This is a genomic window from Pseudomonas sp. S3E17, assembly GCF_024168685.1.
GTDB lineage: Bacteria > Pseudomonadota > Gammaproteobacteria > Pseudomonadales > Pseudomonadaceae > Aquipseudomonas > Aquipseudomonas marginalis.
The window spans coordinates 3,530,656-3,543,071 of record NZ_JALJWE010000001.1; the positions used below are offsets into that span (position 1 = coordinate 3,530,656).

A 12,416-nucleotide genomic window follows, 5' to 3' on the forward strand; every position below is an offset into this window, starting at 1 on the left:
GGTCAAGCGACAAACCGCCAGGCACAAAAAAGGGCTCCAAAGGAGCCCTCTCTTGCAGCCTGTAACTTACAACGTGAAGCGGCTGCTATTTCTTGTCGCGACGCTTCTTGTCGGCCTTCTTGTGGTGAGTCATCAAACGACGCTTCTTGTTCACCTGGCGGTCAGTCAGTGTGTTCTTGTTGCCTTCGTATGGGTTCTCGCCCCCCTTGAACTCGATACGGATCGGCGTACCCACCAGTTTCAGGACACGGCGGTAGGTGTTTTCCAGATAACGCACGTAGGACTTGGGTACCTTCTCGATCTGGTTACCGTGGATCACGATAATCGGCGGGTTGGCACCACCCAAGTGGGCGTAACGCAGTTTGATCCGGCGGTTGTTGACCATCGGCGGTGCGTGCTCGCCAACGGCGTCTTCGAGGATCTGGGTCAGGCGGTTGGTCGGCCAACGGGTGACCGCAGACTTGAACGAGTTCTGTACGGAAGCGTAGAGGTTGCCCACACCCGTGCCGTGCAGGGCCGAGATAAAGTGGATATCGGCGAACTCGACGAAGAACAGGCGGCGCTGCAGCTCGATCTTGACGAAATCGCGCTCGCTCGGCGTCATGCCGTCCCACTTGTTGATCGCGATAACCAGCGCCCGACCGGCTTCGAGGGCAAAGCCCAGCAGGTTGAGGTCGTGGTCCACCACGCCTTCGCGGGCGTCCATCACGAAGATCACCACGTTGGCGTCTTTGATCGCCTGCAGGGTTTTCACCACGGAGAACTTTTCAACTTCCTCGTGGATCTTGCCGCGCTTGCGCACACCGGCGGTGTCGATCAGCGTGTACTTCTCGTCGTTACGCTCGAACGGGATGTAGATACTGTCGCGGGTGGTGCCGGGCTGGTCGTAGACGATTACCCGGTCTTCACCGAGCATGCGGTTGACGAGGGTCGACTTGCCCACGTTCGGGCGGCCGATGATTGCAATCTTGATACCGTCTTTTTCGCTTGGGCCGGGAATGCGCTTGGCTTCCTCGCCTTCGGCAACGATCTCTTCTTCGCCTTCTTCTTCCTCGACGTCATCCTTGGGGAAGTCGCGCAGGGCGATTTCCAGCATCTGGGTGATGCCGCGACCGTGGGCACCGGCGACCGGGATCGCGTCGCCAAGACCCATCGGGCTGAATTCGGCACGGGCCGCCTCAGGATCGATGTTGTCGATCTTGTTGGCGACCAGATAGGAACGCTTGTTGCGCTTGCGCAGGTGCTCGCCAATCATCTGGTCGGCAGCCGTGTAGCCCGCGCGGGCGTCCACCAGGAACAACACGACATCGGCTTCTTCAATGGCCAGCAGGGACTGCTCGGCCATCTTTTCGTCCATGCCATGCTCATCACCGGAGATACCACCGGTGTCGACAATAATGTAGGAGCGCCCTTGCCACTTTGCCTCACCGTATTGGCGATCACGGGTCAGACCGGACAAGTCGCCGACGATGGCGTCACGAGTCCTGGTCAGGCGGTTGAACAAGGTGGACTTGCCGACGTTAGGTCGGCCCACCAGGGCGATTACGGGAACCATGCGGCTCTCCACTTCGTTATTTCAGAAAATACAAAAGCCGCTGCAAGGCAGCGGCTGGTGCTCGGGGCAGCATATTCAAATGCCGCATGCCCCGCCGAAGCGGGGCCGCCTGGGTTTTACCCCAAGCATAGTCAAACCTTTACTTGATGGTCAGGGCTTCCAGCTTGCCGCTGTTGCCATACACATAAAGCATGTTGCCCACCACCAGCGGACGGGCACGCAGGCCGTCGCTGTCGATACGCTCACGACCTACAAAACGACCATCCACCTGGCTCAGCAGGTGCAGGTAGCCTTCGAAGTCGCCGACCGCTACATAGCTGGAGAACACTTCCGGGGCCGACAGTTGACGACGGGCCAGGGAGTCATTGCTCCACAGTGCAGTGGTGGAACGCTCGTCGACACTTTCAACGGTGCCGGACGCCAGGCTTACGTAGACGCTGCCAAACCCTTGGGCGACACCCGCATAACTGGAAGCATCACGCTGCCAGTTGACACGGCCGCTCTGCAGGTCCAGCGCGGCAACGCGGCCCTGGTAAGTGGCGACGTAGAGGGTTTCACCCGACAGCAGCAAGCCACCGTCGATGTCCACTACGCGATCCAGCTCGGAACGACCTTGGGGGATGGCCACACGGGTTTCCCAGGCCGGCACGCCGTTCCTGGTGTCCAGGGCGACTACTTTACCGGTCGACAGGCCTGCAACGGCCAGATTGTTGGTCACAACCGGACCACTGGTACCGCGCAAGGTCAGCACCGCCGGGGTGCTGTCGTACAACCAACGCTGTTCGCCGGTGCCGGCGTCCAGGCCGATCACACGGTCATCCTGGGTTTGCACCACGACGATATCGCCGTTGGTGGCAGGCGGTGCGAGGACTTCACTGGTCACGCGAGCGCGCCATTTCTCTTCACCGGTGCTGGAGTCCAGCGCCACGACTTCGCCCTTGAGCGTGCCGAGCATGACCATGCCGTAACCCACGCCTACGGCGCCGGATACAGGCAATTCGAGGTCTTTCTTCCACTTCACGTCGCCGTTCATGCGATCCATGGAGATCACCACGCCGGTTACGTCAGCGGCCACAATGTTGTCACCGTCGATTGCCGGCACCAACATGTTGTAGGTCTCGCCCTGGCCATCACCGATGGAGCGGCTCCATTGCTTTTGCAGGACGACTTCTTCCTTGAAGCTGGTCAGCTCGGCCGGAGGCAGTTCTTTTTTACTGTTGCTGCTGCAACCCGCGGCCAGAACGGCCAGAGCCAGCAATGCTGCATGTTTCCAACGGATCACGTCATGCATCCCCTTTGGCCAAGTCGTCCAGCTTGATTTGTAAGCCACCGACCGCCGCTTCATCAGACAGCGCCGCCTTGGCTTTCTTGTACGCAGCATTGGCTTCGTCGGTACGACCCAATTGGACCAACAGGTCGCCCTTGAGCTCTTCGCGAGTGGCTACAAATGCCTTGTCCGCATCGCCGTCGAGCAGTTTGAGTGCTTCGTCAGCCTTGTTCTGTGCCGCCAATACCTGGGCCAGGCGCTGACGCGCGATTTCACCCAGGGTCGGGTTGGTCGGCTTGTCGGCGATGGCCTTGAGTTCTGCGGCGGCGTCATCCAGCTTGCCGGTATCGACCGCGACTTTCGCGACGAACAGGCTGCCGTATTGGGCGTAGGTGCTGCCGCCGAATTCGTTCTTCAGCTTGCCTGCCAGGTCTGCAACCTGCGCGGGGTCGGGCTTGCCGTCCGGCGTCAGGGTGGTTTCCAGCAATTGCTGATAAACGATCGAGGCGCCCTGGGACTGGTTGGCCTGATACTTTGTCCAGGCTTGCCAGCCGAACACCACCACTAAAGCCAGCAGACCGCCAGTAACCAGGGGCTTGCCGTTACGCTGCCACCAGTCCTTGAACTCGGCCAACTGCTCATCATCAGTACTCGACACCCCAATACTCCTTAATCGCTAAATTCGGCTGTTCGACAGCTTCAACCCTGCACGACGCAGGTGGCCAAGTGCGCAGCGAGCGCATCAAAGGCAATGTTCTGTTGCTCGCCCTGGCCACGCAGGGGTTTGAAACCTATCACTTGCTGGGCCAGCTCGTCATCGCCAAGGATCAGTGCGTACAGCGCACCGCTCTTGTCGGCCTTCTTGAACTGGCTCTTGAAGCTGCCTGCGCCGGCATTGACCTGAAGGCGCAGGTTGGGCAACTGGTCACGTACTTTTTCGCTCAGGGCCAGGGCAGCCAGTTCGGCGGCCTCGCCAAAGGCGCACAGGTACACGTCCACCTGACGGGAGATTTCTTCCGGAACCTTCTCCAGGGTTTCCAGCAGCAGGATCAGCCGCTCGATCCCCATGGCGAAGCCCACGCCGGTGGTCGGCTTGCCGCCCATCTGCTCGACCAGCCCGTCGTAACGGCCACCCGCACACACGGTGCCCTGGGCGCCGAGCTTGTCGGTGACCCACTCGAACACGGTCTTGCTGTAGTAATCGAGGCCACGCACCAGCTTGGTATTGATCACAAACGGAATGCCGGCCGCGTCCAGACGAGCCTTGAGGCCTTCGAAGTGAATGCGGGATTCGTCGTCCAGGTAATCGGCCATTTTCGGCGCATTGACCAGTACGGCCTGGGTGTCGGCGTTCTTGGTGTCGAGGACGCGCAACGGGTTGGTCTTCAGACGACGCTGGCTGTCTTCATCCAACTTGTCCAGATGGGCGGACAGATACTCGACCAGGGCCACTTTATAGCGGCCGCGGGATTCACTGGTGCCCAGGCTGTTGAGCTCAAGCTTGACCGCGTCGCGGATGCCCAGCAGGCCCCATAGGCGCCACGTCAGCACGATCAGCTCCGCGTCGATGTCCGGGCCGTCGATGTTGAACACTTCCAGGCCGATCTGATGAAACTGGCGATAACGGCCTTTTTGTGGACGTTCGTGACGGAACATCGGGCCGATGTACCACAGTTTCTGTGGCTGGCCAGCACCGGTGAGGCCATGCTCAAGCACGGCGCGCACGCACGCGGCGGTACCTTCCGGACGCAAGGTCAGGGAGTCGCCGTTACGGTCTTCAAAGGTGTACATCTCTTTTTCGACGATGTCGGTCACTTCACCGATGGAGCGCTTGAACAGCTCGGTGAACTCGACGATCGGCATGCGGATCTGCTTGTAACCGTAGTTATCCAGCAGGCGCGCGACAGTACCTTCGAAGTAGCGCCACAACGGCGTTTGCTCCGGCAGGATGTCGTTCATGCCACGAATGGCTTGCAGAGACTTGCTCACATCAAATCCTTAAATTCGTTCAATCAGCCGCGAGCGATCAGCGCTGCGTCAGCCGCGACCTTTTCGGCCGCTTTCTCGCGGATCAGCTTTTCCAGCTCATCCACCAGATTGTCATTCGTTAACTTCTGCGACGGCTTACCGTCGATGTAAATCAGGTTCGGTGTACCGCCAGTCAAGCCCACATGGGCTTCCTTGGCTTCACCCGGGCCGTTGACCACACAACCGATCACTGCAACATCCAGCGGCACCAGCAGGTCTTCGAGGCGCAACTCAAGGTCGTTCATGGTTTTCACCACGTCGAAGTTCTGCCGCGAGCAACTCGGGCAGGCAATGAAGTTGATACCGCGTGAACGCAAACGCAGGGATTTGAGAATGTCGTAGCCGACTTTCACTTCCTCTACCGGGTCTGCCGCCAACGAGATGCGGATAGTATCGCCAATCCCTTCGGCGAGCAGCATACCGAGACCCACCGCAGATTTCACTGTGCCTGAGCGCAAACCGCCGGCTTCGGTGATCCCCAGGTGCAGCGGCTGCACGATTTCCTTGGCCAGCAGGCGGTAGGCTTCCACCGCCATGAACACGTCGGAGGCCTTTACGCTGACCTTGAAGTCCTGGAAGTTCAGGCGTTCGAGGTGTTCAACATGACGCAGTGCAGACTCGACCAGCGCTGCCGGGGTCGGCTCGCCGTACTTCTTTTGCAGGTCTTTTTCCAGGGAACCGGCGTTGACGCCGATGCGGATCGGGATCCCGCGATCACGGGCAGCGTCCACCACGGCGCGCACACGGTCTTCACGACCGATGTTGCCCGGGTTGATGCGCAGGCAATCGACACCCAGCTCGGCCACGCGCAGGGCAATCTTGTAGTCGAAGTGAATGTCGGCCACCAACGGCACCTTGACCAGCTGCTTGATGCGACCGAAAGCCTCGGCAGCGTCCATGTCCGGGACGGATACCCGAACGATGTCTACCCCAGCCGCTTCCAGGCGATTGATCTGGGCAACGGTAGCGGCAACGTCATTGGTGTCGCTGTTGGTCATGCTCTGTACCGCGATGGGGGCGTCGCCACCCACCGGCACCGAGCCAACCCAGATCTTGCGCGATACGCGACGTTTGATTGGAGATTCGCCGTGCATGACTATTGTCCCAACTTCAGGCGAGCGGTCTCGCCAGTGGTGAACGGCGCTACGTCTACAGGCTGGCCGTTGTAGGCCACTTGCGCGCCACGGGCGAAGCCCAGACGCAGCGTCAAAGGAGGCTTGCCGCCCAGGTCGAGCGTATCGCCCTTACGCTTGAGACCACTGGCCAGCACTTTGCCGTTGCCATCGGTGACTTGCGTCCAGCAGTCAGCGACGAAGGTAATTTGTACACGCCCGTCACCGGCGATCAACGCAGGGGTGGTGGGTGGTGAAATCGCCGGGGCTGCCGGAGCGGTTGGCGCCGTAGTCGCTGGCGCCGGGGCCGGAGCAGCCGGCGTATGAGCCTGGGCAACCGGAGCCGCGGGTGTGTGAGCTGGCGCTGCCGGTGTCACTGGGGCCGGTACGGCGGCGGTCGAGGCGCTTTCCGGCTCGGACGGCTCAGCGGCGGCCGGGGTTTCGGGGGCAGCCTGGCCTTGGGCTACGGCCTGGTCTTCCGGCTCATCCAGCGGATGAATCTGGGTGGTGCCGTCGGCGCTTTCGACTTCGACGTGCTCCATGGCGTTGCTGGTCAGGTCCTTACTGCGCTGGGACGTCTGGTCTTGCCACCAGACGAAACCGCCGCCGATCACGGCGATCAGCAACAACAGGCTGACAATACGCAGGATTGTGTGGGAAACCCGCACCGGCTCTTCGATGCGCCCCAGGCCATGCACATTGCTGCCCTGGGAGTCGGTGCCGGTGAACTGGTCGAATTCCTGGACCAACACGGCCTGGTCGATGCCCAGCAACTTGGCGTAGGCGCGGATATAACCACGGGCGAAGGTATGCCCAGGCAGCTTGTCGAATGCGCCGGCTTCAAGGTTGCCCAGGGAGGTGGTGGTCAAATTGAGCTTGAGGGCCACTTCCGCCAGCGACCAACCATTGCTTTCGCGGGCCTGACGCAAGGTGTCGCCTGGGTTTACGCGATTAGCTGCTACAACTTCCGGGTGCGCCGCTTTCATCATTGCTCCGACAGGTATTGCTGATATTCCGGCGTACCGGGATAGAGTCGTTCGAGTTGCTGGCCAAAACGTGCGGCCGTGTCGTGTTCTTCATGAACCGTCGCCAGGCGCACGCCGAGCAATAGACTACGTGCATTTTGCCCGCTGAGCAGGCTAAAACGCTCGTAATAGTCACGTGCCGGCACATAATGCCTGTCTTCGTAGGACAACTCAGCCATTTCGAGCAGCGCTCGTGGCTGATGGCCGTTCAAGTGCAGGGCTTTTTCCAGCTGCTGGCGTGCGCTGTCGCGCTGGCCGAGGCGCATCGAGGTTACCCCAAGGTTCTCGAACACCCGTGCGCGCTCAGGATAGAGGGTATCGGTACTGGCTTGCTGGAAATAAAGGGCGGCCTGTTCATAACGCTTTTGCTTGAACAGGAAACTGCCGTAATTGTTCAGCAGTTTCGGATCGGCAGGCCGTGCGGCCAGGGCTTTGTTGAAGTACCGGTCAGCCAGTTCAGGCTCGGCCTGGGCGTGGAACACCAGGGCCAGCGCAGCGTTGGCGTCGGCATCGCCGCTGTCCAGTTCAAGGGCTTTTTTCAACGGCACCTTGGCCTGCTCGCTCATGCCTTGTCGCAGGTAACCCAACCCCAGTTGCACATAGGCAACCCGCGCCTCGTCACGGCCCTTGCCGGTTTGCAAAGGGCTGTCATGGCCCGATGAAACACAACCGGCGGCGAGGCCGGTAACCAGCAAAAGCAGCGCAAGGCGCAAGGGCATAGAGATCCTCTCTCAGATTCGATTCACAGCAATTTGCGGCAGATCGTCGGCGGCGTTCAATTCACGCACGGCGATATAGCGCTCGCTGCGGCGGGTACGGTCCATCACCTGCCCGACCAACTGACCACAGGCGGCGTCGATGTCTTCACCACGGGTGGTGCGCACGGTGACGTTGTAGCCGGCCTGGTGCAGTTGATCCTGGAAACGGCGAATGGCGTTGTTGCTTGGCCGCTCGTAACCAGAATGTGGAAACGGGTTAAACGGAATCAGGTTGATCTTGCACGGGGTGTTCTTGAGCAGTTCAATCATCTCGACCGCGTGTTCGACCTTGTCGTTAACATCCTTGAGCATGGTGTACTCAATGGTCAGCACACGTTTCTCGCCCAAGGTCGCCATATAACGCTGGCAGGATTCGAGCAGCATCTTAAGCGGATACTTCTTGTTGATCGGCACCAATTGGTTACGCAATGCGTCATTGGGTGCGTGCAGCGACAACGCCAGGGAGACGTCGATGTGCTTGGCCAGCTCATCGATCATCGGGACCACGCCGGAGGTCGACAGGGTCACACGGCGCTTGGAGATGCCGTAGCCCAGGTCGTCCATCATCAGGTGCATGGCTGCGATGACGTTGTCGAAGTTCAGCAGCGGCTCACCCATGCCCATCATCACCACGTTGGTGATGGCACGGTCGACGGTCGCCGGGACGCTGCCAAAGGATTTGTTGGCAATCCACACCTGGCCGATCACTTCGGCGGCAGTGAGGTTGCTATTGAAGCCTTGCTTGCCGGTGGAGCAGAAACTGCAGTCCAGGGCACAGCCTGCCTGGGACGAAACGCACAAGGTACCGCGCTTGCCCTGGGGAATGTACACGGTCTCGACGCAGCTGCCGGACGCTACGCGCACCACCCACTTACGGGTGCCGTCGCTGGAGATGTCCTCGCTGACCACTTCGGGGCCACGTACTTCAGCAATAGCCTTGAGCTTGTCGCGCAGGGCCTTGCTGACGTTCGTCATGGCGTCGAAATCGTCGACGCCAAAGTGGTGAATCCATTTCATTACCTGACCGGCACGGAAACGCTTCTCCCCGATTGAGTCGAAGAATTTTTCCATTTCCTGTTGAGTCAGACCCAGCAGGTTGGTTTTTACAGTCGATGTCGTCATGGATTCACCCTCACTCTTTAAGCCGATGCTTAGCGAGTGGTTACTTCGGTAGCTGCGAAGAAGTACGAGATTTCGCGAGCAGCAGCGGCTTCGGAGTCCGAACCGTGTACAGCGTTGGCGTCGATGGAGTCAGCGAAGTCAGCACGGATGGTGCCGGCAGCAGCTTCTTTAGGGTTGGTAGCGCCCATCAGCTCACGGTTCAGAGCGATGGCGTTTTCGCCTTCCAGAACCTGAACAACAACAGGACCGGAGATCATGAAGGCAACCAGGTCGCCGAAGAAGCCACGAGCGCTGTGCTCAGCGTAGAAGCCTTCAGCTTCAGCCTTGGACAGTTGCTTGAGTTTCGAAGCTACAACCTTCAGGCCGGCTTTTTCGAAACGAGTGGTGATCTCGCCGATGACGTTTTTTGCAACAGCGTCAGGCTTGATGATGGAGAAAGTACGTTGAACAGCCATGGTGTAACTCCAGAAACGGTAATTTACGAAAAATTAAACCCGCGAATTATACGCGGGTTCTTGGGTATTGCCTAACTGCGTAAGGGAGGCGTCAGTCCTGTTCTTCTTTCCAGGCAGTCTGGATAGCTTCCAGAACCTTTTCGCCACCGCGATCGCGCTCATCATCAAAGCCTGGCAAGGCCATGACCATGTCACGCAAAGCAACAAAATTCAGGGAGTAGGGATCCATATCCGGGTTGCCGTCGGCCAACAGGATAGCGATCTCTTGCACATCAACCCATTTAAGACTCATGACACTTCCTTGAATCAGTGCGGCGCTTCGGCCGCATGGTTGAGCGAATATTTCGGAATTTCGACGGTAATGTCTTCAGTCCCGACCCTGGCCTGACAGCTTAGGCGAGAAGTGGCTTCCAGGCCCCAGGCGCGGTCAAGAAAATCCTCTTCCAGCTCATCGGCCTCTTCCAGGCTATTGAAGCCTTCGCGAATGATGCAGTGGCAAGTGGTGCAGGCACACACACCACCACAGGCACTTTCGATCTCGATATGGTTGTCATGGGCAACTTCGAGGATGGACTTGCCGGTCTCAGCCTCAACAACCATACCGTCCGGGCAATGCTCGGCGTGTGGCAGAAAAATGACCTGCGGCATTAATTATTCCTCGATTTCATTCAGGTTGCGCCCGGCCAGTGCGGCTTTCACCGTCTGATCCATGCGGCGGGCGGCAAAGGCGTCAGTGACCTGCGACAAGCGCTTGGTCTGTTGCTCGATGGCGTAACCATCGTTGCCTTTCATCAGTTCGGCCAGTTCCTGCATCTGCAGGTCGATGACCATGCGCTCTTCGGCATCCAGCAGGCGCTCGCCGTCGGCATCCAGGGCGCCCTGCACCGCTTCGAGCAGGCGCTGGGCATCCACTTGTTGCTCGCGCAGTACGCGCGCGACCTTGTCGTCGCCGGCGTATTGGAACGAATCCTTGAGCATCTTGGCGATTTCACCGTCAGTCAGGCCGTAGGACGGCTTGACCTGGATGCTGGCTTCAACGCCGGACGCCAGTTCGCGCGCGGCGACGCTGAGCAGGCCGTCGGCGTCGACCTGGAAGGTCACGCGAATCTTCGCCGCACCCGCGACCATGGCCGGGATGCCGCGCAATTCAAAGCGGGCCAGGGAGCGGCAGTCGCTGATCAGCTCGCGCTCACCTTGCAGCACATGAATCATCATGGCCGTCTGGCCATCTTTGTAGGTGGTGAAGTCCTGGGCGCGCGCGACGGGGATGGTGGTGTTGCGCGGAATCACCTTCTCCATCAGGCCACCCATGGTTTCCAGTCCCAGGGACAGCGGGATGACGTCGAGCAGCAGCAATTCGCCGCCATCACGCTTATTGCCGGCCAGGGTATCGGCCTGGATGGCGGCGCCGATGGCGACCACCTGGTCCGGGTCGATTTCTGTCAGCGGCTGGCGACCAAAGGCTTCGGCCACGGCTTCGCGAACCCGCGGCACACGGGTTGAACCGCCGACCATGACCACGGCACCGACGTCTTCCAGCTCGATACCGGAGTCACGCACGGCTCGACGGCAGGCTTTCAGGCTGCGGGCGATCATCGGTTCGATCAGCGAATCGAAGGCTTCGCGAGTCAGCTTGGCGCACCAACTGCCGTAGGAAACATCAACAGAAGCAGCGTCAGTCAGCGCCTCTTTAGCAGCACAGGCCGTTTGCAGCAAGTTACGCTGCTCACCCGGATCCAGGTCAGCGGACAAGCCGGCGCTGCTGATGATCCAACCCGCGATGGCGTGGTCGAAGTCATCGCCACCCAGGGCTGTATCGCCACCGGTAGCCAGTACCTCGAATACACCGCCAGTCAGGCGCAGGATCGAAATATCAAAAGTGCCACCACCCAAGTCGTAAATAGCGACCAAGCCTTCGGCATGCTGGTCCAGGCCATAGGCCACGGCCGCAGCAGTCGGCTCGTTGAGCAGGCGCAACACGTTCAGGCCGGCGAGTTTCGCCGCGTCCTTGGTGGCCTGGCGCTGCGCATCATCGAAATACGCCGGGACGGTGATCACCGCGCCGACCAGTTCGCCACCCAGCGTGTTTTCCGCGCGCTGGCGCAGCACCTTGAGGATATCCGCCGACACTTCCACCGGGCTTTTCGGGCCCTGGACGGTGTCGATGAACGGCATATGGGATTCGCCACCGACAAAGCGGTACGGCAGTTGGTCGCCCAATTGCTTGACGTCGGACAGACCACGACCCATCAAGCGCTTGACCGACAGCACGGTGTTCAAGGGGTCGGTAGACGCCGCCAACCTGGCTGATTCACCGACTTCGGTGCGATCAGCGTGATAACGCACGGCGGACGGCAGGATCACCTGGCCATCGGCATCGGGCAGCGGCTCGGACAGGCCGCTGCGCAAGGCAGCAACCAGGGAATTGGTGGTACCCAGGTCAATCCCCACCGCCAGGCGACGCTGGTGCGGTTGAGGGCTTTGGCCGGGTTCGGCGATTTGCAGTAGAGCCATGGTAATCAGGTCTTATCTGTCTATCAGGCGCGCATCACGGGCAGCACACTGGGTTAATCGTCGAGGCGCTCTTCCAGCTGGCGCACTTCGTAGGTGAGCTTGTCGAGGAACTGCATGCGCCGCATCAGGCGCTCGGCCTGTTCACGTTGCGCTGCATCGTCCCAACAGGCTGCGAAGCTTTCGTTGAGCTCATCCTGGGCAACTTTCAGACGACGCTTGAAGACCGCGACACCCGCCACATCGGCTTCGTCCTGCAGGTCTTCGAGTTCTTCACGCCATTGCATCTGCTGCATCAGGAAGTCCGGGTCGTGCACGGTCACTTCCAGCGGCAACTCGCCACCGTTCATCGCGAGCAAGTAACGCGCGCGTTTAGGAGGGCTCTTGAGCGTCTGATAGGCTTCGTTGAGGCTGGCCGACTGCTCCAGCGCCAGGCGTTGCTCACGCTCGGAGGCGTCAGCAAAACGGTCCGGATGCACCCCACGCGCCAATTCTCGGTAGCGCGTGGCAAGCTGCTCGAGGTCCAGCCGAAAACTCGGCTGCAGCTCGAATAAAGCGAAATGACAAGGAGTACCCACGAATA

Annotated in this window: 13 protein-coding genes; all 13 read right to left on the reverse strand. The window is 59.9% G+C overall.

All coding sequences use genetic code 11. From position 1 onward, the window contains the following. Positions 1–85 precede the first annotated feature (85 nt). A complete protein-coding gene (gene der, locus J3D60_RS15715; RefSeq protein WP_005791167.1) occupies positions 86–1,555 on the reverse strand; it encodes a ribosome biogenesis GTPase Der in 1,470 nt (489 codons plus the stop codon). A 139-nt stretch (positions 1,556–1,694) separates the two neighbouring features. Then, complete coding sequence (bamB, locus tag J3D60_RS15720) at positions 1,695–2,846, reverse strand: outer membrane protein assembly factor BamB (RefSeq protein WP_253491948.1); 1,152 nt, start codon at positions 2,844–2,846, stop codon at positions 1,695–1,697. Continuing rightward, positions 2,839–3,480 (reverse strand): YfgM family protein, encoded by a 642-nt coding sequence (locus tag J3D60_RS15725; protein WP_027605420.1) that lies wholly within the window; start codon positions 3,478–3,480, stop codon positions 2,839–2,841. The genes bamB and J3D60_RS15725 overlap by 8 nt, the downstream gene beginning before the upstream one ends. A gap of 41 nt (positions 3,481–3,521) precedes the next feature. Beyond that, positions 3,522–4,811 carry a histidine--tRNA ligase gene (hisS, locus tag J3D60_RS15730; RefSeq protein WP_092489908.1) on the reverse strand — a complete coding sequence of 430 codons (1,290 nt, stop codon included), beginning with the start codon at positions 4,809–4,811 and terminating at the stop codon, positions 3,522–3,524. A gap of 23 nt (positions 4,812–4,834) precedes the next feature. Then, positions 4,835–5,944, reverse strand: a complete 1,110-nt coding sequence (gene ispG / locus J3D60_RS15735; protein ID WP_003175952.1) for a flavodoxin-dependent (E)-4-hydroxy-3-methylbut-2-enyl-diphosphate synthase — start codon at positions 5,942–5,944, stop codon at positions 4,835–4,837. Positions 5,945–5,946: 2 nt separating this feature from the next. Then, entirely contained in the window at positions 5,947–6,948 is a 1,002-nt protein-coding gene (locus tag J3D60_RS15740) for a RodZ family helix-turn-helix domain-containing protein (RefSeq protein ID WP_065939249.1), read from the reverse strand. Continuing rightward, positions 6,948–7,706, reverse strand: a complete 759-nt coding sequence (gene pilW / locus J3D60_RS15745) for a type IV pilus biogenesis/stability protein PilW (protein ID WP_253491949.1) — start codon at positions 7,704–7,706, stop codon at positions 6,948–6,950. The genes J3D60_RS15740 and pilW overlap by 1 nt, the downstream gene beginning before the upstream one ends. Before the next feature lie 12 nt (positions 7,707–7,718). Next, positions 7,719–8,867, reverse strand: a complete 1,149-nt coding sequence (gene rlmN / locus J3D60_RS15750; RefSeq protein WP_027605416.1) for a 23S rRNA (adenine(2503)-C(2))-methyltransferase RlmN — start codon at positions 8,865–8,867, stop codon at positions 7,719–7,721. 29 nt (positions 8,868–8,896) lie between these two features. Continuing rightward, the gene (gene ndk / locus J3D60_RS15755) at positions 8,897–9,322 is read right to left on the reverse strand and encodes a nucleoside-diphosphate kinase (protein WP_017846179.1); all 426 of its coding nucleotides are present in this window, start codon (positions 9,320–9,322) and stop codon (positions 8,897–8,899) included. Positions 9,323–9,413: 91 nt separating this feature from the next. Then, positions 9,414–9,614: a Fe-S cluster assembly protein IscX gene (gene iscX / locus J3D60_RS15760; RefSeq protein ID WP_017846180.1), complete on the reverse strand. Its 201-nt coding sequence runs from the start codon at positions 9,612–9,614 to the stop codon at positions 9,414–9,416. A gap of 14 nt (positions 9,615–9,628) precedes the next feature. Continuing rightward, on the reverse strand, positions 9,629–9,970 hold the full coding sequence (fdx, locus tag J3D60_RS15765) for an ISC system 2Fe-2S type ferredoxin (RefSeq protein ID WP_027605415.1): 342 nt from the start codon (positions 9,968–9,970) through the stop codon (positions 9,629–9,631). A gap of 3 nt (positions 9,971–9,973) precedes the next feature. Next, entirely contained in the window at positions 9,974–11,836 is a 1,863-nt protein-coding gene (gene hscA / locus J3D60_RS15770) for a Fe-S protein assembly chaperone HscA (protein ID WP_253491950.1), read from the reverse strand. A gap of 53 nt (positions 11,837–11,889) precedes the next feature. Beyond that, entirely contained in the window at positions 11,890–12,411 is a 522-nt protein-coding gene (gene hscB, locus J3D60_RS15775; RefSeq protein WP_027605413.1) for a co-chaperone HscB, read from the reverse strand. Between the last annotated feature and the right edge of the window lie 5 nt (positions 12,412–12,416).

Bases quoted from the DNA above. Each gene is read 5' to 3' on its own strand.
- der (WP_005791167.1), bottom strand. From the start codon at position 1,555: ATGGTTCCCGTAATCGCCCTGGTGGGCCGACCTAACGTCGGCAAGTCC.
- bamB (WP_253491948.1), bottom strand. From the start codon at position 2,846: ATGCATGACGTGATCCGTTGGAAACATGCAGCATTGCTGGCTCTGGCC.
- ispG (WP_003175952.1), bottom strand. From the start codon at position 5,944: ATGCACGGCGAATCTCCAATCAAACGTCGCGTATCGCGCAAGATCTGG.
- J3D60_RS15740 (WP_065939249.1), bottom strand. From the start codon at position 6,948: ATGAAAGCGGCGCACCCGGAAGTTGTAGCAGCTAATCGCGTAAACCCA.
- pilW (WP_253491949.1), bottom strand. From the start codon at position 7,706: ATGCCCTTGCGCCTTGCGCTGCTTTTGCTGGTTACCGGCCTCGCCGCC.
- rlmN (WP_027605416.1), bottom strand. From the start codon at position 8,867: ATGACGACATCGACTGTAAAAACCAACCTGCTGGGTCTGACTCAACAG.
- ndk (WP_017846179.1), bottom strand. From the start codon at position 9,322: ATGGCTGTTCAACGTACTTTCTCCATCATCAAGCCTGACGCTGTTGCA.
- iscX (WP_017846180.1), bottom strand. From the start codon at position 9,614: ATGAGTCTTAAATGGGTTGATGTGCAAGAGATCGCTATCCTGTTGGCC.
- fdx (WP_027605415.1), bottom strand. From the start codon at position 9,970: ATGCCGCAGGTCATTTTTCTGCCACACGCCGAGCATTGCCCGGACGGT.
- hscA (WP_253491950.1), bottom strand. From the start codon at position 11,836: ATGGCTCTACTGCAAATCGCCGAACCCGGCCAAAGCCCTCAACCGCAC.